19 protein-coding genes are annotated in these 20,894 nt (G+C 37.3%); 10 read left to right on the plus strand and 9 right to left on the minus strand.

Features of this window, described 5'->3' with window-relative positions:
- Nucleotides 1-539: hypothetical protein (locus P4L16_08425; GenBank protein MDR3625142.1), on the plus strand; the 539-nt coding region annotated here is incomplete at its 5' end.
- On the opposite strand, the gene P4L16_08430 is transcribed toward P4L16_08425, so the two are convergent.
- Nucleotides 499-1,584: a 3-deoxy-7-phosphoheptulonate synthase gene (locus P4L16_08430; GenBank protein ID MDR3625143.1), complete on the minus strand. Its 1,086-nt coding sequence runs from the start codon at nucleotides 1,582-1,584 to the stop codon at nucleotides 499-501. The two genes, P4L16_08425 and P4L16_08430, sit on opposite strands and share 41 nt — an antisense overlap.
- A 76-nt stretch (nucleotides 1,585-1,660) precedes the next feature.
- Between P4L16_08430 and P4L16_08435 the strand changes: the two genes are divergently transcribed.
- Complete coding sequence (locus P4L16_08435; GenBank protein ID MDR3625144.1) at nucleotides 1,661-3,259, plus strand: hypothetical protein; 1,599 nt, start codon at nucleotides 1,661-1,663, stop codon at nucleotides 3,257-3,259.
- Nucleotides 3,260-3,265: 6 nt separating this feature from the next.
- The gene (locus P4L16_08440) at nucleotides 3,266-4,624 is read left to right on the plus strand and encodes a hypothetical protein (protein ID MDR3625145.1); all 1,359 of its coding nucleotides are present in this window, start codon (nucleotides 3,266-3,268) and stop codon (nucleotides 4,622-4,624) included.
- 136 nt (nucleotides 4,625-4,760) lie between these two features.
- Here the strand turns inward: P4L16_08440 and P4L16_08445 are convergent, their stop codons facing one another.
- The 5 genes from P4L16_08445 to P4L16_08465 all read right to left on the minus strand — a co-directional run bounded on the left by P4L16_08445 (nucleotide 4,761) and on the right by P4L16_08465 (nucleotide 9,595).
- On the minus strand, nucleotides 4,761-6,104 hold the full coding sequence (locus P4L16_08445) for a hypothetical protein (GenBank protein ID MDR3625146.1): 1,344 nt from the start codon (nucleotides 6,102-6,104) through the stop codon (nucleotides 4,761-4,763).
- Between the two features lie 93 nt (nucleotides 6,105-6,197).
- Entirely contained in the window at nucleotides 6,198-6,767 is a 570-nt protein-coding gene (locus tag P4L16_08450; protein ID MDR3625147.1) for a YqgE/AlgH family protein, read from the minus strand.
- 13 nt (nucleotides 6,768-6,780) lie between these two features.
- Nucleotides 6,781-8,115: an MlaD family protein gene (locus P4L16_08455; GenBank protein MDR3625148.1), complete on the minus strand. Its 1,335-nt coding sequence runs from the start codon at nucleotides 8,113-8,115 to the stop codon at nucleotides 6,781-6,783.
- An 8-nt stretch (nucleotides 8,116-8,123) separates the two neighbouring features.
- Nucleotides 8,124-8,876 carry an ATP-binding cassette domain-containing protein gene (locus P4L16_08460; protein ID MDR3625149.1) on the minus strand — a complete coding sequence of 251 codons (753 nt, stop codon included), beginning with the start codon at nucleotides 8,874-8,876 and terminating at the stop codon, nucleotides 8,124-8,126.
- Nucleotides 8,867-9,595 carry an ABC transporter permease gene (locus tag P4L16_08465; protein ID MDR3625150.1) on the minus strand — a complete coding sequence of 243 codons (729 nt, stop codon included), beginning with the start codon at nucleotides 9,593-9,595 and terminating at the stop codon, nucleotides 8,867-8,869. The genes P4L16_08460 and P4L16_08465 overlap by 10 nt, the downstream gene beginning before the upstream one ends.
- 430 nt (nucleotides 9,596-10,025) lie before the next feature.
- Here P4L16_08465 and hemL point away from each other — a divergent pair, with 430 nt between their 5' ends.
- Genes hemL through P4L16_08495 form a run of 6 tightly spaced genes read left to right on the plus strand, consistent with a single transcriptional unit; the run spans nucleotide 10,026 to nucleotide 15,372 of the window.
- The gene (gene hemL, locus P4L16_08470) at nucleotides 10,026-11,327 is read left to right on the plus strand and encodes a glutamate-1-semialdehyde 2,1-aminomutase (protein MDR3625151.1); all 1,302 of its coding nucleotides are present in this window, start codon (nucleotides 10,026-10,028) and stop codon (nucleotides 11,325-11,327) included.
- Nucleotides 11,328-11,333: 6 nt separating this feature from the next.
- On the plus strand, nucleotides 11,334-12,899 hold the full coding sequence (locus P4L16_08475) for an NfeD family protein (protein MDR3625152.1): 1,566 nt from the start codon (nucleotides 11,334-11,336) through the stop codon (nucleotides 12,897-12,899).
- On the plus strand, nucleotides 12,896-13,375 hold the full coding sequence (locus P4L16_08480; GenBank protein ID MDR3625153.1) for an NfeD family protein: 480 nt from the start codon (nucleotides 12,896-12,898) through the stop codon (nucleotides 13,373-13,375). Before P4L16_08475 ends, P4L16_08480 begins: the two co-directional genes overlap by 4 nt.
- A 20-nt stretch (nucleotides 13,376-13,395) precedes the next feature.
- Entirely contained in the window at nucleotides 13,396-14,355 is a 960-nt protein-coding gene (gene floA / locus P4L16_08485; protein MDR3625154.1) for a flotillin-like protein FloA, read from the plus strand.
- Nucleotides 14,352-14,714, plus strand: coding sequence for a hypothetical protein (locus tag P4L16_08490; protein MDR3625155.1), 363 nt, complete (start codon nucleotides 14,352-14,354; stop codon nucleotides 14,712-14,714). The genes floA and P4L16_08490 overlap by 4 nt, the downstream gene beginning before the upstream one ends.
- On the plus strand, nucleotides 14,701-15,372 hold the full coding sequence (locus P4L16_08495) for a YggS family pyridoxal phosphate-dependent enzyme (protein ID MDR3625156.1): 672 nt from the start codon (nucleotides 14,701-14,703) through the stop codon (nucleotides 15,370-15,372). The genes P4L16_08490 and P4L16_08495 overlap by 14 nt, the downstream gene beginning before the upstream one ends.
- A 1-nt stretch (nucleotide 15,373) precedes the next feature.
- On the opposite strand, the gene P4L16_08500 is transcribed toward P4L16_08495, so the two are convergent.
- The 3 genes from P4L16_08500 to P4L16_08510 all read right to left on the minus strand — a co-directional run bounded on the left by P4L16_08500 (nucleotide 15,374) and on the right by P4L16_08510 (nucleotide 20,239).
- Nucleotides 15,374-16,816, minus strand: a complete 1,443-nt coding sequence (locus P4L16_08500; GenBank protein MDR3625157.1) for a hypothetical protein — start codon at nucleotides 16,814-16,816, stop codon at nucleotides 15,374-15,376.
- A 383-nt stretch (nucleotides 16,817-17,199) separates the two neighbouring features.
- Nucleotides 17,200-18,960 (minus strand): ankyrin repeat domain-containing protein, encoded by a 1,761-nt coding sequence (locus tag P4L16_08505; protein ID MDR3625158.1) that lies wholly within the window; start codon nucleotides 18,958-18,960, stop codon nucleotides 17,200-17,202.
- A gap of 118 nt (nucleotides 18,961-19,078) precedes the next feature.
- Nucleotides 19,079-20,239 (minus strand): ATP-binding protein, encoded by a 1,161-nt coding sequence (locus P4L16_08510; GenBank protein ID MDR3625159.1) that lies wholly within the window; start codon nucleotides 20,237-20,239, stop codon nucleotides 19,079-19,081.
- Between the two features lie 193 nt (nucleotides 20,240-20,432).
- Between P4L16_08510 and ssb the strand changes: the two genes are divergently transcribed.
- Entirely contained in the window at nucleotides 20,433-20,894 is a 462-nt protein-coding gene (ssb, locus tag P4L16_08515) for a single-stranded DNA-binding protein (GenBank protein MDR3625160.1), read from the plus strand.

Below are 20,894 nucleotides of genomic sequence, written 5' to 3' on the forward strand. Positions count from 1 at the left end.
TTGCCAATTGGTTGCATGATTATATCTTAGTACCTGTTGGAAGAAAGATTACAGATGTTGCTCAAGCTGTTTTTGTCACATTTCCTAAATGGGCTTATGATACTGTGTTAGTTCCTGTTGGAGAGAAGATCAAAATAATTGCCAATTGGTTGCATGATTATATCTTAGTACCTGTTGGAAGAAAGATTACAGATGTTGCTCAAGCTGTTTTTGTCACATTTCCTAAATGGGCTTATGATACTGTATTAGTTCCTGTTGGAGAGAAGATCAAAATAATTGCTAAATGGTTGCATGATTATATTTTAGTGCCTGTTGGAAGAAGGATTGCAGATGTTGCCAAAGCTATTTTTGTCACATTTCCTAAATGGGTTTATGATACGGTGTTAGTTCCTGTTGGAGACTATATGGAAAGAAGAAGAAAATGGACGCGTGAAAATGTCATTCTTCCTGCTTCTACTGCAGTAGAGAACTTTTTTACCGAGGCATTACCTGCTGCATTTACTGCAATAATGAATAAGCTAAATCAGGCCCATGCTTAACTTGCGTATGGCTTAAAAGAGTGTCATAAGCGCGCATGACAAGCTCTTCAGTTTCTTCCCAGTCGATGCAAGGATCTGTTAGAGAAATGGCTGGGTGGGGCTCTTTTCCTGATTTATGTTCTTGAGAGCCTGCATAAAGGTTGCTTTCAAGCATAGCTCCAGCAATCGAGTCATTTCCTAGACTTATCTGCTTTAGAACGGATTGAAAAGCCTTTTGCTGTAAGGAATGTTTTTTATGAGAATTTCCGTGCGCACAATCGATAAGAAGCTTTTCTGGTAGGCCTGAGTCCCTTAAAAGAGATACTGCATAGGCAATTGCGTAAGGATCGAAATTAGTGCGACCACCACCTCCTCTTAATACAATGTGCGAGTGAAGATTACCTTTTGAGTGGACTTGAGATATTCTACCATCTTCGTTGATGTTCATAAAGGCATGTTTGGATTTCGCTGCAAGTGCACCTTCAACTGCAACATGTAAATTACCATCGACTCCATTTTTAAAGCCTACTGGCATGGGTAATAGAGACGCTATTTGTCTGTGCGGTTGTGATGCTGCAGTTCTTGCACCAATACACCCCCAAGAGACGAGGTCTGCTAAATAGTTTGCGCTCATAAGCTCCAAAAATTCCATGGAACAGGGTACTTCTTCTTTTACAAGGTCTACAAGAAGGTTTCTTGCACAGCGAAGGCCTGCATTCATATCATGCGAGCCATTGAGGTAAGGATCGTGGAGAAGGCCTTTCCAGCCAAGGGTTGTTCTTGGTTTTTCTACATAGACGCGCATGGCAAGAAAAATGTGAGAATGGACCTTACTTGCAAGTTTTTTGAGCTTTGAAGCATACTCTTTGGCTGCATGAATATTATGAATGGAGCAAGGACCTAAAATGATGAGAAAGCGTTTATCTTCGCCTGAAAGAATGCTTTGAATTATATTTCTTGCGTTTGCGATAAAATGTCGCTCCTTTTCGAAGAGAGGGTATTCGCAAAACAGCTCTTTTGGAGTAAGAAGAGGCTCTAATTTTTCTGTATTGAGTAGGTCAGACATTGATACCTTGATTTTTAAGAGTAAAACGCTATTTAATCATTTGGGTGAGTAGTGGTCAATAGAGGAAATAATTACTTTGAAAGAGTCTTTTGCTAAACAGTTTTGGAAAGAGCATGAACAGTATGCGTTGCTACCTTTTATGAATTTTTTCTCGTGTGATAAAAATGAAAAGAGGGAGGATATCTTTTTATCAGAATGTGTAGATGGCATGCTTAAAGTTACTGGTAATGGAAAATTGGGTGCATTTTATGGCTCTTCACAAATGGCAAAAGCTCTTCTTGCAGGCCATTTGGCTGAAAACTTGGGAGAGCACACACCGCGCTTTAGCTTAAGACCTCTTTGGACTTCATCTGTAAAAAGCTATCAGCTAACACCTCTTTTTTTTCTTGGGATTTCTCGCTTCATTGATTGTGAAGAGGAGTTGTTATCATTTTTTTGCAAAAGAACAATAGAACTTGGGTTTAATGCAGTTGTAATTGGCTCTTTAGAAGGAGCTGTAGAAAATATAGTACCTTGTTTGATGGAAGCAGTTGTAAATATATGTAAAGAGATCAAAAGCTATGGATTAAAAGTTGTTATTGCTCTGTCCGTTAAAAAAGAGCAAGGGATCTGCCCATTAGATCCTTTATTTGTAAAGTTATTACAAGAAAATATGTGTTTACTAGAGCTTCTATTAAAAGAAGTCGATTATCTTTTTTGGGATAGTTTGCATCTTAGAGAGGGATTTGAGATACATGTAAATGGTGCTGATCACACACATTATGAGCTTATTGTAGAAGAATTAAAGCTTTTAGAAACATTTAAAATTCCGCTTATTTATTTTCTTTCGACTTCTAAGTTCTATTTAGGGATGATTTCCTCATGGATTCAGCGTTTATTGGATGAAGCATCATTTAATACAATCATTGCGTTTTCTGCAGAGTCTTATATATCTGTTTTGGAAAAAGAGCAGTTGCATCCACTTTTTTATGAGCTTAGAAAAAGTCCTGATTGTTCATCTACAAAACTACTTCCTCTGGCTAATATAGGTTGTATTCAAAAAGGGGAGGGACTTTGGCCAGTTCTTGGGATTAATTTTTTAGAAAAGGTTATAGTTCACATGTATAGGCATCCATTTGCAGGCCTTATTGCTTTAACAAATGATGTTCCTCTTCGCACAAGCCTGCTTGATTGTAGTCTATGGATGGCTGCAGAATGTCTTTGGTATGATAGAGCACCTTGCCTGTTTTTAGAAACCTGGCTAAAGGCATTTAGGCCAAATTGGCACACATCTCTTGCAGAAGAGGCAATAAGAGAGGCTGAAAATATTTTAAAACGAGTTAATAACCTTTCTGATTATAAGAGAGAATTTTCCCAAGAAAGGCTGCGCTTTTATGTTGAGGCTCTTGCTGCAAGCCTTTATCTTTTTAAAGAACTTTCGTTGAGGGTGGATTTAGATGCTGAGCACCCTTTACTTTTTCAGGTGTATGCATCTGCTTTTCTTGTAGATGTTAAAAGGTTGATCCTCTCTAATGTTGGAAGTGTATCCTCTCCTCATTTTATGATCCAAGGCGATCAAGACTCATTTTGGACAAGCCCTGCAGAACATGCGCTTTTAAGGAGACCAAATCCTTGTAAGCAAGACTCACACCTTATACCTATTTATGAAGCCTCTTTTTTAAAAAATAATGGTTAGTATAAGATGGTGACTTTATGTGAAACAAATCGTTATCGCGCCTTACTACTACCGACTGTAAAGAAAAAGTCTTCTATAGAAGTTTGGAAGCGTGATATAAAAGGTAGCCTTGAAAAAAAGGTGCATTTGATAACTTGCTATGTGTTTAAGATAACTAAAACAATTTGCTTTAGAGCAGGTGAGCATGAGTACCTGAGACTTACAGAAAATGTTATAAAAAATAAGCAAATCTTTATAAAAATTAAGGATATTACTGAAAGATATGATGTAACAGTCGATATACTAAAGCAGATAAATTCTTCTGGAAAATTGTTGAGTTTTTTATGTCATAAGAAAAATGTTCATAAAACGGAAGGGAATAGTACGATGAAGTCTATGCCTAAAATATATTTAAGAGGGGATAATTTAATTTGTGATCTTAGGTATGGCCAAATAGAGGAAGATGGATCTCAAGAAAAATTTGGGTTTAGTTGGGCTAAAAGTGTTTTAGATTGGAAAAAACTAGATAAGGAATATAAGGCCTATAGATATATCTATAAGGAGATAGAAAAACTTCTTTTAGAAGATAGCTTAAATGATTTTATGGATAAAATTTGTCAGGAGGACAAGATAAATGGCTCTTTGATGCTTCCTGTTGTCTTAGCAGTAAGAGTAGCCTATTTTGAAACACCTACTTATACTAAATTTAAGAAACGCATTTTTACAGATGCTTGTAATGTAGTTAAGATTATCTCTGAGTGCTTCTCTCCAAAAAAATTTTATTTTATTGATCAAAAAGATCTTATCTATTCCCCTAAGAGGGGGTGTTTGGCAGATGTTGAACTTATTCATGAGCTGATAGAAAAGGCTTTAGATGATAATGTAGGTATTTCTTTAGATGATTTACATAAGAAAATTTTATGCCAATTTGAATCATTAGTAATGGAGTCTTATGACTCTGAAACTCATTTTTGTAGAGTACTTGATGAAAATAAGGCCACGATAGAGGAGATTAAAAGGTCGGTTTGTGGTATGCTCTGTCATATCCGTAACGAAGGTATTTCTTTAAGTGTAGATCAAGTTAATCAACTTAGAATGATTTTTATTAAAAGAGAGCAGCTTGATTCTGAATTTAAGATAGTTTTAGATCACATCTATTTACAGTCGATTTTAAGGGCATTTAAAGAAGTGGAAAAGAAATGGATATTCTCCATAGAAATTACGGACGAAGATTGTTGGTGTTGTGCGCATAAGATAGTGCAATCTGCAATTGCTGATAGCTTAGAGCGCAAAGTCAATTACCCAATGCAAGCTGCAGCTTACTTGCATTATTTATTTCGTATTTGGAAGCACAAGGCTTTGGATATATATACACAAACAAGTTAAAAAAATAATTATTGAACTTGTTTGTGTATAAATCATGTTACGCAAAAATTAATCGGGAAAGGGCGGGCACAGGCGGAGGCACGGGATTGTAGTTTCGAAAGAAGTTAAATAAATTTATAATGTGTTTTGGTATAGATTATTCTTCTTGCAGAAGAGCTTCTTCCATTATTATTAGTGATGGCGTTATTTCGAAGACATTATGCTTTTGTGCTATTTGCATAAATGTTTCGCGCATTTTTAGATGATTTGCTTTTTCATCTTCTAAGGCCATTTCAAAAAGCATTTTGGTCCCTTCAAAGTTATTTGATGCCATCATGGATTCGAGGTAGATATCTGTAAGGTCTTTGTCAGAATATCTTGTAATTGCTTTAACCATCTCAACAAATACTTTGCACATTTCCACTTTATCCATCTTTTCATCCTTCAAAGCATTAGTGAAAATTTTCCTGGTCTCTTGAAATCCCATTAACTGCATTGAAATGCCCATTAACTGAGAATGGAGGGCTGTAGAAGTATCTTTTCTTTCTAAAGCAGTTTCATAACCTATGTGAGCATATTTAAAATTACGTAAAAGAAGGCATATATTAAGGTATTTTTCATATACATAGGAGCGTTGCTCTTTAGCATCGGGGCATTCCTCTGTTAATTCTCTGAAAGTTAGTTCTGCAATTGCATCTTGAAAAATATCTTCAATTTCATGAATATAGGCTGTAGGATCGTTATAAAGGTAAAATGTATGAGGAAGATTTAAAGTTTCTGCTTCCAAAGCATTTATAAAGGATGTATAAATTTCTTCATTTATAAAATCTGAACATTTAGCATAAGAAAATGCTTTTCTTGCAATAGCAAACATTTTTTCGTTTGTTGCTATGTTAATAAAAGTTAAAACTAACTTGACGTCCTTAATACGATATCCTTCCATTTTATTATAGAAAATCGCTATGGCTTTATGATCTTTTGCTTCTTCTGCTCTTAAAACAGCATGAAGAAGTGCGTTTTTGCGGCTGGTATAATCTAGGTTTTGATTTAAAATAAAGTGTGCAAAATTTTTAATTTTTATCCAGGGAATTTTTGAATTAGATAGAAGATGGGGTATGGTATAATGATTGATTACTGTCTTTTTTAAAACACAAAGCACTTGGGTATAATTTTGAGCTCGAGTAAGTCTGGAAAAAATATTTGGGTGTTCACTTGCCCACCGCACATCAGGGTTCTTCTCTATCTTCAAAGTTCCATTTTTAAGTAATTCGCCAAATGAAAGATCTTCTTCTCTAAAAGATGATTGTTTTGGTTTAGATTGAGGTGAAATGGCTATTGTGTCTGCTCTTTCGGGAGAGGGTGTAGTGAATCTTGTTTTTATCATTCCGCCCCTATCACCATTATTGTTATTTCTTCTGCTGCAAGAAGAGTTTTCTTTGCTGTAGGGAGAGTTTTGATTATGTGTGTAGTGAGACCTACGAGGTATAGGAGATATAGACATAAAGATACCTTAATTGAATTAAAAAATGGGTCACGATTGTAATGATTATATATTAATAATTCAATACATAATTATTTTTGCTAACATGAGTTATTAATTTAATGAAAGATCTTCTGGAATCATGGAGAGTGTTGCATACTGACCGCCCATCTCTCTTAATATAGATTGCCACATTTTTTCTTGGGGCGTATGAAAGACATGTTTTTCGCTTGCAGGTGTTAAAAACCAGTCTCCATCTAAAAACTCTCGTTCAAGTTGGCCAGGTCCCCACGCAGTATAGCCAAAACAGAGCTTTACATTAGGTCCATCCTCTTTGCTGACGGCCTCTTGTAAAAATTGCAAGTCACCCCCTAGATAAACTCCATCACAAACATGTATGGACTGATGAGGTATTTTGTTAGAGGAATGCAAGAGCATCATTTGACTTGTTTGTGTAGGACCGCCTGCTTGTATGTTGATTTTTGAGTTGGCAAGTTGTTGTAAATTTAAAAGCTCTTCTGGTAGCTCTAGATTAAGGCGCTTGTTGATAATTAAGCCAAAAGATCCGGAACTATTGTGCTCACAGAGAAGGATGACTGCTCGAGAGAATAAGCCAGGTTCTGAATCTGGGGATGCAACCAAAAATGTACCCTTATTTAGGTTGGAATAGGGGAGCGGATTCATCTAATGTATTCTCCTAAGGCACGCATATAGAACTATTACATCTCAATCTTGATTCTATAAACTGCTGGCGATAAATCTGCAAGGTCTCTTCCACATCATTTAGGCGTTGTAAGAGCTCAGAAAAATCGGAGTTGAATTCTTTATTATCAAAGATAGCATTACAATTTCTGCTGCATGCAGCTTTTCTTAAGCTCATTTCAATACGAGAAAGTGAGAGCGTAATGCGGTTCATCTCTTCATCAAAGAAAAGAGTAAAGGCTTCTGGGCAGCGAAGTTTACTCAAGAGGTTCATGCGAATCATGCGCTCTCTTTGCCATGTTTTATTGAGGTGGAAAAGAACACCATAATTGTTGACATCAGCTAGTAAAATATTTGCTTTGGACATGAGGTTTGTGACTTGCAGGTAAAACTCGTCGTTTTTAAAGAGCTTGCCAATAGAGCCTGTAGGTGACATGGAGCTAGAAAAATTGCTTACATTGCATGCAATTCTTCTAAAATCTTGTAAAATTGTTGGAAAATGTTCTTTTGCAGAGTTACTGACTTCTCTTATATTTGAGACAATAGTTTGTAAATCCTCTGGCCTATTGATGGCATCTGTAATTTCCGATATATTTTTTGCAATTTTAGAAAGGGAAGAAACAACTTCTTTTTCATTGATAGCTCCTAAGAAGATGTCAAAGCGTTTAGATGTCTCTTTTATAGAGTGGATTGTTTCGTTTAAGTTTTCAATTACATGAGATGCGTTGATCGTTGCAAAGCTTGTTCTAATTTGAAAGGCAGCCTCTCGAATAGATTTTAGTACGTGTGGAATTTCTGCTTTGTTTTGCTGTAGAATCTCTCTTAGTTGATCAAATGTCTCTCCCGCTTTGTTCCCAATAGATGAGAGCTGATTGAGCATTTCTTCTACAGGATCTCCCGATTTACCATACATAATTTGGTCTGTAACAGGATATGAGGGCTGTCCTTTTTTTACAGCTCTTGGAATGATAGCAATGGTTCTCTCGCCAAGTAGCCCTGTAGTGTGTACAGTAACTTCGTCTGTATCGTAGACTACTGTATGGGAGTCAATTGCAAGCTCAAGTTCATAAAAACACACATGTCCATAGCGGCCAGTTGGCTGGCTTCTTGCATCATAAATAGGGTCGATAGCGATAACTTCACCAACAGCTTGTCCTGCAAAAGTGACTCTTGTACCAATTTGAATTTTTTCAATACTAGTAAAGCATACATATAGCTTTTTTTTACCATCACCGACAGATGGACGCAAGAAAAGCAGGACTCCAATTGTTGCAAGGCAAGCTATGATGATAAAACATCCAATCAAAATAGTTTTGGCTTTTTCAGTCATTTTATTTCCTAAAGCAGGGCATCTTGTAAAAAGTTTTTAATTAAAGGATCTTCGCTTTTCAAAAACAGCTCTTTTTCTGAAATATGAGCAATTTTTCCTTCATGGTGTAGTGCAATACGGTTACCTACAGTCATAGCTGAGCGAAGATCGTGTGTTACAACAATACTTGTTGCATTGAGCTCTTTTTGTGTTTGGACGATGAGCTCATTAATTTGCATTGCAGTAATGGGATCTAGCCCAGTTGTGGGTTCATCATAGAGCAAAATACTTGGACGATAAACGATTAGCCTAGCAAGGGCAGCTCGTTTTTTCATGCCTCCAGATAAGTCTGAGGGCATTTTATCCTCCGTATCCTTTAAGCCAACCATGGAAAGCGCTGTTTTAACACGTTCTTGAATCTCATCTTCCGACAGCTTTTTTTTGGTATAAGGATCACCGTGTTGTGTTAAATAAAAAGCAGTATTTTCACCAATTGTCATAGAATCAAAAAGAGCGCCTCCTTGAAAAAGCATTCCCATTTGGCTCAAAGACTTATATAATGTAGCTCCCTTTAGTTCGCAAATTGAAACATTATCTACGATGATAGTACCTTTGTCTGGCCTTTCAAGTCCCATAATTTGGCGAAGCAAAACGCTTTTTCCAACACCTGATCTGCCTAAAATAACAACGGTTTCACCCTTTTCAACATCGAGGCTGAGCCCTTTTAGGACATTGTTATTGCCATAGCTTTTCCAAATGTCTTTTGCTGAAATCATGACCATTTGTAAAACCAGATGCGAATAGTGTTTAAGCCAACGGTAAGTAAAAAATTGAAAATCAAAATGCAAGAATAACAGACAACAACGCTATTAGTTGTTGATTCTCCAACGCCTGCAGCGCCTCCTTTGGTATTCATTCCTTTATAACAACAAATGGTGCTGATGAATATACCAAATAAAAAGGATTTGATAAAGCCGCTTAAAAAATCAAATCGAGTAATGTAGATTTGCATGCCACCAAAATAAGTGACAGGTGCCATATCAAAATAGTAGGTAGAGATAAGATAACCCCCAAGCATACCTGTTAGCGTGCTAAAAAGGGTGAGTAGTGGTAGCATAAAAGTGCCTGCTACAACTCGCGGCGTTACTAAGCATTGAATGGGGTTTACAGCCATTGAGCGAAGAGCATCGATTTGTTCTGTTACATGCATAGTTCCAATTTCTGCACACATAGCAGATCCAACTCTTCCAGTGACCATGAAAGCTGTGAGTACAGGGCCCAGCTCTGTCATCATAGCTTTTCCAACCATGACTCCGGTTGCACCTGCAAGTCCCTTGTCTGAGAGCTGGTAAAAAGATTGTGCAGCAAGAACAAGACCTGTTGAAAAACCAGTGATAGCAACAACAGGTAGTGATAGAACACCGATACTATAGAGCTGATCACGAATCAGCGCCCAAGAAGGGGGTTTAGTAACTAGAATCCACACGGATTCCGCCGTCATAAGGACATATAGGCCAATAGAATAAAAAAAAGATTCCAAGGCCTGAAAAATATTCTGAAAAGGGGTTTTCATTAAAAATAATACTATACTTATATATTCCAAAGTCTAAGGTATAAAAGAAACGCCCTTTAGAGACAATGGTAAAAGTATAATTATTTCGGTTTCAGACAATCGCTTATAATTGTCCAGGAGTTTTTTTCTTTTGTATCCCTTCGAACCATACAGCGCGCAGAAACTTTATTTGTAGAAAGAAGTTGATACAGAGTTTTATCAAAAGATAATCTGCTCTTATCTTCTTCTTTCAACTTGATTATAAATGTTTGAGTGATCATAACAACCACCTTTGTTTGTAAAGTTGTTTAGCTATAAATCAGAATGTATAAGCTAAAAAAAGATTTGCATCAATAAATATTTTTTGTGGGGGAGAAAAATGCCTGAATTGACGAGAGATTTAAGCAAAAAAAATTATTCTAGACTTTGTTCATTAATTCCAGGAGGTGTCAATTCTCCTGTAAGGGCTTTTCATGGTCTTGGAATACCTCCTATGGTGGTTGCGTCAGGAAAAGGTGATACGATTGTAGATGTGGATGGAAATGCATTCATAGATTATTGTGGGTCTTGGGGCGCTTTGATTTTGGGTCATGCTCATCCAGAGGTGATAAGCAAATCTTATGAGAAAATGCAGCTAGGGACATCTTTTGGTATTACAACAAAAGTGGAAGCAGATCTGGCTGAAAAGATTATTCAAAGAGTTCCATCCGTTGAAAAGATACGCTTTGTCTCTTCTGGAACAGAGGCCACTATGAGCGCTGCAAGGCTTGCAAGAGGGTATACAGGACGCAGCATTGTCATCAAATTCTCAGGGCATTATCATGGGCATAATGACTCTTTTCTTGTGAAAGCAGGGTCTGGATTATTCAAAAATAAATTGGCTTCATCCTCTCTTGGCATACCAGAAGATGTTATACAAAATACTGTTTGCTTACCTTTTAATGACAAAGAAGCCTTGAAAACATGCTTTCAAGAGGAAAGAATTCAAAAAAATCTTGCAGCTGTAATTGTAGAGCCTATTGCAGGTAATATGGGAGTAGTTCCGGGAGATGAGAGCTTTTTTAGTCTACTTCGAGAAGAGACAAAAAAAATAGGTGCACTGCTTGTGTTTGATGAAGTCATCACAGGTTTTAGGGTCTCTTATGGTGGAGCGCAAGATATTTATTCAATAAAACCAGACCTTACCTGTTTTGGCAAGATTATGGGGGGAGGTTTTCCAGCAGCAGCTTTTGGTGGAAAAAAAGAGATTATGGATTGCTTGGCACCCCAAGGCTCTGTTTATCAAGCAGGTACATTATCAGGAAATCCTGTAGCCATGCAAGCAGGCCTTACAACGCTGACATTATTAGAAGAAGCTGGTTTTTATGAAAAATTGAAAGAAAAGACGGATCTATTGCTTTTGCCTATCAAAGAAAAACTTAAAGGGAAACTTGCGTGCCTTCAACAGGTCGGTTCTATGTTTACTCTGTTTTTTGGTAAGACTCAGATTACTTGTGCAGAGGATACAAAGGATCTTGATTTAGAAAGATTTGCACATTTTTTTCGCCATGCTTTTGAAAGAGGGGTCTACTTTCCTCCCTCTCAGCATGAGGCATCCTTTGTTTCTATAGTCCATACTCGTGAAAATCTAGAGAAGACAAGTAACATGGTTTGTGATTATATTGATCAATATCTTGTGTGATGGATTATGTGTATAAAACATTTTTTTATTTGTTTATTTTTATGCTTTGCATATGTATTACAGGGCGTTGAGCCGATCAACGATCAACTTGCGCACTTCATTAAATATGATAAAAATGGCCCAAATGTTGTTGGATACATTGGCATCAACAAAAAAAGTGAGATCGATCAATCCACGTGGGTTTATGTCAGATCCTCTCTTGAGCTATACAAGAAGATAAAGCCTGCTTTCATTATCTTGGACCTAAACACACCAGGAGGAGAGCTTTTTAGTGCAGAGCAAATTTCAGATGCTCTTCGAGATATCGATATCAATTATGAAATTCCTGTCGTTGCATTTATTGATAATTGGGCAATTTCTGCAGGAGCCCTGCTTGCTTATTCTTGTCGCTTTATTGGCGTTACTAAAGATGCTAGCATGGGGGCAGCAGAACCTGTGATCCCATCTGCATCTGGTGAGCTTACTTCAGCTTCCGAAAAGGTAAACTCTGCATTTCGTACAGACCTTGCAAATAGAGCGCGCTTTTTTGAGCGCAATCCTTTACTTGCAGAAGCTATGGTAGATAAAGATGTCATTTTGGTAGTTCGAGAAGGCGTAATTACAAAGCTTGAAAAAGAGGATCAAATTTTACCCAGCGATGAAGTCATCAATGGTAAAGGAAAGCTCTTAACCATGAGTTCAGAAGAGCTCATTAAGTATCATGTTGCTGATTTTCAGCTGCTTCCAACAAAGCTTATACCTATTACTGAAAGTGAAAAAGAAGAAGGCAAGTGGCCTTCTTCCAAAGAGCTTTTATTTCAATATCCCTTCTTTAAAGCGATACCTAATGTGACAATAGTTGCCTATGAGATGGATTGGAAGAGCGCATTTTTTGCATTCCTTGCAAAGCCATTTGTTTCCTCCCTCCTCTTTTTAGGGCTGTTGATGGGATTTTATGTCGAATTTAGCTCTGGAGGTTTTGGTCTTGCTGCGGCCATTGGCGTTATTTGTCTTGTGCTCATCATATTATCTAGCTTTTCTGTACAAGCTGTAAACTGGTTAGAACTTACCATCCTTCTTCTTGGTCTTCTGTTTATTGCAATAGAGGTTTTTGTGGTGCCAGGTTTTGGCATACCGGGCATATTAGGTATCGTGCTTACAATAGCAGGTCTTTTTCTTATGATGCTTCCACAGATTGGTTCATTTGAATTTAGTAGTGTGCCAGGAGAGCTTACAGTTACAGGAGAGCTTTTTTTAAAAAGATTAGGATGGCTTGCAGGAACACTTGTCGTGGGTGTTATTTTGATTGGGTTGTTAGCACGTTTTGTGCTACCAAGAGTATCAAGGTTTAGCAGACTGGTTCATTCTGGCGAGCAAGAAAGCTCTCAGGGTTATGTTGCAGGGTTTAATGTGCTAGAAGGTCCAAGGTTAGGGTCTATAGGGATCGCTTTTTCTCCTCTTCGTCCCTCTGGAAAGGTTATGTTTGACGACAAGGTTTTTGATGCAATGAGTGAGGGCGGATTTATAGAAAAAGGTACAAGGATAGAACTTGTTCGCTTTGATGGAAGCCGCATGATTGTGAGGATTTTATGAATTCGCAAGTGCTTTCTTCGGTTGTTGCATTGATTGGCATTTTTTTAATTTATGTAGAATTTTATTTGCCAGGGGCGGTTTTGGGAATATTGGGCGCTTGCCTCATGCTGTTTTCTGTGGTCTACTTTGCTATCAACAATACATTTGTAGAAACGCTCTTTTTCTTTTTGGGCTCTTGTATCCTACTTGGATTGGTTGTGAAATTGGCAATTGCGCGCATTCGAAAGTCAAAAGAGGGTGTAGGCATCTATCTTGGTAAAGATCAAGCGGGGTATAGTGCAAGTGGTTTTTCAAAAGATGCAATTGGAAAAATAGCTACGACTCTTTCTGACTTAAAGCCAGCAGGACATATTTTGGTAGATGGAAAAAAGTGGCAAGCGCTCTCTGTTTCTGGTTATATTGAATCAGGAAAGAAAGTAAAAGTAATTGGAGGAGAGGGCTCTCACCTCGTCGTTCAAAGTCAAAACTCAGGTTAATAAATTTTTTAGGAGTATTTGTGGAGTATTATTTTCTCATGATAGTTGTTGCAATCATCGCTATCATCATCCTTACTATTATCGGAAAATACATTGCATTTTGGTTTCAGTCGTTTGTGTCGGGAGCGCCCATTGCACTTTTTAATATCATTGGAATGAGTCTTAGAAAAATCCCTCCAAGACTTATTGTTAATGCGCGTATTAATTCATTCAAAGCAGGAATAAAAGATATTACTGTTGCTGACTTGGAAACGCACTTTTTGGCGGGAGGAAGAGTAGAAAATGTTGTAAGGGCTATGATTGCTGCAGATAAAGCAAATATTAAACTTACATGGCGCCAGGCAACGGCAATAGATCTTGCAGGAAGGGACATCTTAGATGCTGTAAGAACATCTGTAAACCCAAAAGTGATCGACTGTCCAGAGGAAAAGCAGGGGAAATTTGTTACGGCTGTTGCAAAAGATGGGGTGCAGCTGCTTTGCAAGGCAAGAGTTACCGTGCGCACCAACATACAGCAGTTAGTGGGCGGTGCAACAGAGGAGACAATCATTGCAAGGGTTGGAGAGGGTATTGTAAATTCTATTGGATCTGCAGAGACGCACCTAGATGTTTTGGAATCGCCGCAGCGTATTTCTAAACTCGTACTTGAAAAAGGGTTAGATGCACAAACAGCTTTTGAAATCCTTTCCATCGATATTGTAGAGATTAATATTGGTGAAAACATTGGTGCAAGGCTCAGGGCTGATCGCGCAGAGTCTGATAAACGCATCGCCCAGGCAAAAGCTGAGGAAAGACGAGCTATGGCTGTTGCTATGGAGCAAGAAAATAAAGCAAAGCTTGTTGAAGCAGAAGCCCTTATTCCAACAGCTATTGCAGATGCATTTCGAAGTGGTAATTTGGGTGTCATGGACTATACACGTATTAAAAACATGCAGGCAGATACGCATATGCGAAATTCTATTGCTAAAGGTGATGGATGATAGTCTTTGAAGTTCTTGGAATTGCGATCGCAATTTTAGTACTGTTGATGCCTTTATTAAGAGGGATCTTTAAGGAAAAAAAGAGAGAAGATCAACCTCAATTAGGAGAGACGCATTATCGTGAAGAGATGTTTCAAGAAGAAGATGATTATGAGGATGAGAGTGTCTTTTCCTATTTTTCAAGAAAGGATACGCCCTCTGTAAAGAAAAAGGAGAGGGAAGAGCTTGTTTTACCTACCAAAAAGACAATTCATCTTGAAGAAAAGAAAGTTTTAAAAAAGAGATCTAAGTTTGCAGAGATGATTATTTCTAAAGAAATTATGTCTGAGCCTAAGTGTTTGCACGATGACTCATTATAGAGAGGTTAAGAAAAAAGTTGATAATGCACTTGCCTTGGTTGGAAAAGATCCCTCTTCTGTATGTATTATAGCCGTTAGTAAAGGGCAATCAGTAGATAAAATATTAGAGGCATATAACGAAGGGTGCAGAGATTTTGCTGAAAACCGGGTGCAAGAGCTTTTAGAAAAAAGGGCTTTTCTTCCAGAAGATATTCGCTGGCATTTTACAGGAACACTTCAAAAGAATAAGGTCAACAAGGTTGTAGGTGCTGTAGCGCTTATTCATGCTGTAGATACGCAAGAACTCTTAGAAAAAATTGCAGAGATAAGCAGGCAAAAGAATTTACTCACACATGTGTTTTTACAAGTAAATATATCGGGGGAAGGCACGAAGCATGGACTTTCCATTCTAGAATGGGAAAAGATTTTAGATAAGTGCTTTTTGCTGGAAAATGTTTCTATTGATGGTCTTATGACAATGGCGCCAAAAAATGCAGATCCACTTATCATCAAAGAGTGCTTTGCAGATCTTAAGCATACTCAAGAGTATTGGAAGCAAAAGTTTCAAAGAACGCTTGCCTTCCTTTCTATGGGAATGTCTTCTGACTTTGTTCTTGCTTTGCAAGAAGGAGCCTCGCACATTCGCATAGGCTCCCTCATTTTCCAAGAAGAAGTTTAGGTTATGGTCTTTGCGGCAAGGGATTTGCAGCAATCATCGTACCGAGCTCTTTAATGATAGTTTCTAGGGTTGCTGGATTATTTGCGTTGTATTTTGTACAGATTGCATTCCATAAATTTTTTGATTCTTGTGCTTCAGTAGCGCTGTATGCATAAAAATTGATCTCATCAATTTTTGTATATTGAGCTGCAAGCATTTGAAGTACATAAACTGCGCGGTAATCATTTTGAAATGCACCACAACCCAATTTTCCTGTACAAATAGTGCAGGGTTTATTTTGATGGTTTGCATTCTGTTTAGCCAGGCTAAAGCCTGCAACCATTGTGTTAAATAAGTCTTTATTGGTATCGAAATCCGCATGCCTCTCTTTATTGGGTCTACGATCACGGAAGAGATTTGGAGCTGCCATTGCCAATAGATTAACTTCTTGTGGAAACTTATCATTAGGTGTAAATTTTGCTTTATTTGATATTAAGGCTTCTTTTCCATAGCCATCTATTTTTCCAAGTCTTCGCAAATTTGTAATAAGTAAGGGAGTAGGGTTCCCATTGCCTACCGTTTCTGCATCGACACCTTTTTTAACTGGTACACGCGTTTTTAGATTACTTCTTGAGAGATTATTTTTTTCTCGATTCATTAGTAGAAGTTCAGCAAAATCAGGCATTTCATGAGCCATAATTTCTTCTTGAACAAAGCCGTGGCTAAGAGCTCCTCCTCCTAAGTGTGCATTAGCAAAATCAACCCAGAAAGTTCTATTTAGGGAGTCGCCTTGTTTATAATCATATACTTCACTTTTAGTAGTAGATATTGGTGCTTTTGGAGTTAGAGTTGTTTGAAGGTAGGTTAAAGGTTTTGCGATGTCATATTGTGCCAAAGTAGCACGATCTGGTTGCACGGTTTCAATAGGATCGCCTCCTGTAAATCCAGCAAAACGCTCCGTTCTTGCTCTTAGTGCTTCTTGGAAAAGCTGACCTTTCTTTTGTTCCCTTACATCGTGGTGCGTTAATAGTTCATTGATATATGTAGTTAGTGTGGGCAAGCTTAGATCAACATATTTAGGAGTATCAGGAGGAGGAGGTGGGGGCGGTGGCGGAGGAGGTGGGGGCGGCGTTGATTGTACTTCTACTCGAAAGTTATGCAGCGCTACTTTAATGGTTTGTTCTGTGTCTTGAGAAGTGATTTCGCTACTAGCAAGGTTTCTTGTGTTAATCCATGCAATAAGTGCTGTCTGATCAAGATGTACCCATTTGTGATCTTGTGTTTGCAGATCTATAATCCCAGGACCTATACCAATAAAGGCTAATAATTTATAAACGATATATGTAAGTCCATTATAAGTTCTTATAGTGTCCGTAGGGGGGCTATGATAGGTATTTTTAATCTCATTACTTTTTAAGAAATAGGCGTGTTGGCCATCTATAGTTGTTATAATGTTAAATTCCATGATTAAGACCTTTTTGCTTATTTCCTAACTAATACCATTAATGCATTTAATTATAAATATTTTTTTACAATATTCTTTGTGCAAAGGCACTTAGATGATAGATTAAATCTCATGATTTTGGATCTGTTTATTGTATAAGTTTTTTATTTTACACCTATTGTTGCATTTAATTGTAAATTTTTTATAAATCTTAAAAATAAGATCAAGTATTTATGGAGAATATCCTGTTATTAGTTATATACAAACAATTATTGAACTTGTTTGTATATAACTTTCAGGCTGAAAGCCTGGCTTATAAAAGCCTATGGCAACGCCATAGGTGACATTTTAGGGTACCTTGCAGGCTGAAGGCCTGCATTATGGTGCTGCGCTGAAAGCGCAATTTAAAGCAATTCGTCTGCGATGCCATTGCCGCAAGGCAAACTTTCTTCAGAAGATCTTATAGCTTGGTTTCTGGCTTGATATTCTTGTATCATTACCAAAATCTCTTCGGGGGTGTGATCAGTAGAGGGGTATCGATAGTCTGGACTTCGTATTTGATTAGCAAGTCTACCGATGACTGTGAGGCCTTTCTGGTCTGTTGCATCTATATTTGCTCCTCGTTGCAAAAGTTCTTGCACAATCTCATATTGTTGGTTTTGAGCTGCAATCATTAGAGGAGTTAGCCCCGACCATCGACTTTCATTAATATTAGCTCCATACTTAAGTAGTAGCTTTATTAAGTCACCATTTTGAGAAAGGATTGCTGCTGGTAAGAAAGAATCACTGTTTGGATTTGCTCCATGCTCTAATAAAAATTGTACGTTTTGTGCTATATTAGGTTCCTTAAGGAGAGCAGATTGGACAGATTGAACAGAATGATTCGTAAATAAGGCGCAAAGTAGAATGGTTGGAGCGTTGATCCCGTACTTTGGTGGCGCTAAAATGAATGTATTTATGAATGATTTATATTTTGTGTTAAAGAGATCATGCATGCATTGCAGAAGAGGTATAAAAATTTTCTTAGATATATGTTGATCTATTGGATGTACTTTTGGCCATGCTGTTAGTTTCGTTTTTAATAAATTGATAAGATTAGCAATTTGCTCTTGCTGTATTTTGGGAAGGTTTTCATCGTTACCAATAAACGGTAGAGCTTTCATAAAAGCATCTATTACGTTGGTGTTGGTGATTTGCATTTTAACCATCTCAAGAAAGACATTGTAGTTAATCTTTAGACAGTATGGGTTTTCAGATAAGCACTCCCATAAATACTTGATTGATTGAGCTGTGCGCTCTAATAAGGGATTATTTGGTCGTAAATTATGAGACATTAAAAATGGAATAATATGATTTTCTGGATGATAATTGTGAGAAAGAGCCTGTGCACAAGCATTTTCTAGCTGAGAATGACCCAAGAAGTCAGCAAATTTATATAATGCAAGTAGCTTTTCTTCATTCATAGAACGTAATAAGTGCTGATCCGTTAAGTAATCCACAAAGCTATTAAAAACATCTTCTGAAAATAAGGGGCACTCTATACGATACTTTATGTCAGAGCCTGATGCTTCTGGCCCCTGACCTTCTTCTAGCTCTACTCCATCAAGAAAAGTAGCGTTTTTAAAGTATGTCGAATGAAGATAAATAGTGGTTCCATCTTTGGCAATCAGGGCTGTATCTTTACCATTGGGACTAAACCACTCTTCGCGGTTGATTGTGTTAGCATAGTTTCTAACTTGTCTTCGGTTAGGATTATTGAGTTGGGCAAGTTCTTCAACGCGTTCTTTGTATCGTCGTACAAATACAGAAAATGTTTGAAAGTTTATTGTTAATTCATTGTCTATTTTTGTAAATAACTGCAGCTTTTTTAGAATATTCAAAGCATTTGTTTCTGAACCTTTAATGAAGTTAAAGTGTTTTTGAAAAATGGCAAGTGCTAAAGATACCATTTTTTGATCACTGGGTAGGTAGCCAAAAAGATACTTGATGTATCTAATAAATCGCATGAGTAAATTGCCCTGATTTATAGTAGTAAGGGACTTTTTCCCCTCAGGAGTGGTTACAATTTCTAATATTTCATGATCATTCTTTCCGAGCAAAGCCAAATCATTAGTAAATCTTTGAAATCCTGTTTGAGTTAATTGACATGGTTTAATATTAGACATAATAACCTCTAATTAAAATCGATCGATTATATATAATAAATTATATTAATGTCAATTTTTAAAAGGTACTACGCAGGCGAAATTTATTGCTATAAATAAACATTTAAATTTTTAATTATTATTTTAATAGTGTGGAAAATGCTTTCCATCCCATGACATGAGCTGTCTCTCTTTTTTGGTTTTGTTCTCCGCCGTAGACAACGATTCCGTTGGAGGGTTCTAGTGTTATTTTGTTCCAAAAAGAAATTCCTTTAAAATAGTCGGGGGCAATTGTCTGTCCTGACTTGATTTCAAGAGGGGTCATGCGTCCATTGTTTTCAAAAAGACAATCTACTTCATTATCTTGTTGATCTCTCCAAAAATACATGTGGGGGATCTGTCCTAAATTCCATTTTTGCTTCATCAAATCAGCAATAACCATTGACTCAAAGAGGCCACCTTTCAGGTAGTGTGAAGCTACTTGACTTGCTGATTGAATTCCTAAAAGAGTACAAGCAAGACCGGTGTCATAGAAGTAAATTTTTGCAGATTTTACTAGGCGTTTATTAAAATTCTCAAAATAGGGGGGCAATAGGAAAAGGATGTAACTCATTTCAAGAAGAGATAACCACGATCTGGCCGTACGTTGGTCAATCCCACAGTCATTACCTAACGATACAAAGTTAACGAGCTGTCCTATTCTTCCAGCACAGAGCTTTAAAAATTTTTGGAATACCATTAAGTCAGTAATATTTTTAATCTGTCGCACATCTTTTTCTACATAGGTAAGAACATAATTGGCATACCAATCTGCAGGTGCCATTCCTCTTGCATAAATTCTTGGATAAAACCCAGTAAAAATTAATTCATCCGCGCTATTAGTCAGCTTTCCAGCACAACTAAGTTCATTGATAGAAAGTGGCAGAAGAGTCAAAATAGCAACTCTTCCTGCTAGCGTTTGAGAAATTGCTTGATGGACAAGAAAATTCTGAGATCCTGTCAGAATAAAGGCGCCAGATTGCTGATTTTCATCAACAATTGTTTGAATGTAAGAGAGAAGTCCTGGCACATGCTGAACTTCATCGATGATAACGCCTGCCTTATACTGGCTCAAAAATTGTCTGGGATCACTCTGTGCGAACTCTCTACTGTCTAAATCTTCTAGAGAAACGTATGCATAATTAGAAAACAAATGTTTTGCAAGCGTGGTTTTACCTGATTGTCTTGGTCCAAGCAGTGCCAAAACGGGATATTGTTTAGAAAGCTCTAAGGCTTTTTGGCTTATATTTCGGACAAACATGGGGCAACCTATGATAAAAATGACATGCCAATGTCATAAATAACAATATCAACTATTGTATTTATTGACAAATATAACATTACATGAGGAATTCCCGTTGTAGGAATTTCTGTATTTTATTTTGGCTCGCATTATTTCTTCTATTTTTATAAGATGATTGCGGTTTAATTTTTTGAATTTAAGGATGAGCTTTATGAATATTGTTGAGATTGCAGGACACCTTGGAGCAGATGCTGAAGTGCGTTTTACTCCTAGTAACTTAAAAGTTACAACTCTTAGAATGGCTGTGAACACAAGAAAAGGTGGCACAGATGTAACGATGTGGTGGCGCGTCACCATTTGGGGAGATCGTTTTGACAAAATGGTTCCCTATTTTAAGAAGGGTGCAGCACTTATTGTTTTAGGTGAAATGGCAAACCCAGAGATTTATACAGATAAAAATGGAATCCCTCAAGTTTCTTTAAATTTAACAGCTGATATCGTGAAGTTTAGTCCATTTGGCAAGAGTGATCGCTCATCACAAGAAGCAGGTAGTGGACAAGAAAGCTATGGCGCCGAGGCAAAAAGTAGTAGCACTCCTTTTGCAGGACAGGCACAGTATAGTTATGCATCATCGGATTCCGACTCATTTAAAGACGATCAACTGCCCTTCTGA

The organism is Chlamydiales bacterium (assembly GCA_031292375.1).
Classification (GTDB): Bacteria; Chlamydiota; Chlamydiia; order Chlamydiales; family VFKH01; genus JARLHF01.

What these genes read in the sequence shown, in the direction of transcription:
- P4L16_08430 (MDR3625143.1), bottom strand. Translation starts at nt 1,584, where the DNA reads ATGTCTGACCTACTCAATACAGAAAAATTAGAGCCTCTTCTTACTCCA.
- P4L16_08450 (MDR3625147.1), bottom strand. Translation starts at nt 6,767, where the DNA reads ATGAATCCGCTCCCCTATTCCAACCTAAATAAGGGTACATTTTTGGTT.
- P4L16_08505 (MDR3625158.1), bottom strand. Translation starts at nt 18,960, where the DNA reads ATGTCTAATATTAAACCATGTCAATTAACTCAAACAGGATTTCAAAGA.
- P4L16_08465 (MDR3625150.1), bottom strand. Translation starts at nt 9,595, where the DNA reads ATGACGGCGGAATCCGTGTGGATTCTAGTTACTAAACCCCCTTCTTGG.
- hemL (MDR3625151.1), top strand. Translation starts at nt 10,026, where the DNA reads ATGCCTGAATTGACGAGAGATTTAAGCAAAAAAAATTATTCTAGACTT.
- P4L16_08510 (MDR3625159.1), bottom strand. Translation starts at nt 20,239, where the DNA reads ATGTTTGTCCGAAATATAAGCCAAAAAGCCTTAGAGCTTTCTAAACAA.
- P4L16_08490 (MDR3625155.1), top strand. Translation starts at nt 14,352, where the DNA reads ATGATAGTCTTTGAAGTTCTTGGAATTGCGATCGCAATTTTAGTACTG.
- P4L16_08445 (MDR3625146.1), bottom strand. Translation starts at nt 6,104, where the DNA reads ATGTCTATATCTCCTATACCTCGTAGGTCTCACTACACACATAATCAA.
- P4L16_08440 (MDR3625145.1), top strand. Translation starts at nt 3,266, where the DNA reads ATGGTGACTTTATGTGAAACAAATCGTTATCGCGCCTTACTACTACCG.
- P4L16_08500 (MDR3625157.1), bottom strand. Translation starts at nt 16,816, where the DNA reads ATGGAATTTAACATTATAACAACTATAGATGGCCAACACGCCTATTTC.
- P4L16_08455 (MDR3625148.1), bottom strand. Translation starts at nt 8,115, where the DNA reads ATGACTGAAAAAGCCAAAACTATTTTGATTGGATGTTTTATCATCATA.
- P4L16_08480 (MDR3625153.1), top strand. Translation starts at nt 12,896, where the DNA reads ATGAATTCGCAAGTGCTTTCTTCGGTTGTTGCATTGATTGGCATTTTT.
- P4L16_08475 (MDR3625152.1), top strand. Translation starts at nt 11,334, where the DNA reads ATGTGTATAAAACATTTTTTTATTTGTTTATTTTTATGCTTTGCATAT.
- ssb (MDR3625160.1), top strand. Translation starts at nt 20,433, where the DNA reads ATGAATATTGTTGAGATTGCAGGACACCTTGGAGCAGATGCTGAAGTG.
- P4L16_08495 (MDR3625156.1), top strand. Translation starts at nt 14,701, where the DNA reads ATGACTCATTATAGAGAGGTTAAGAAAAAAGTTGATAATGCACTTGCC.
- P4L16_08460 (MDR3625149.1), bottom strand. Translation starts at nt 8,876, where the DNA reads ATGGTCATGATTTCAGCAAAAGACATTTGGAAAAGCTATGGCAATAAC.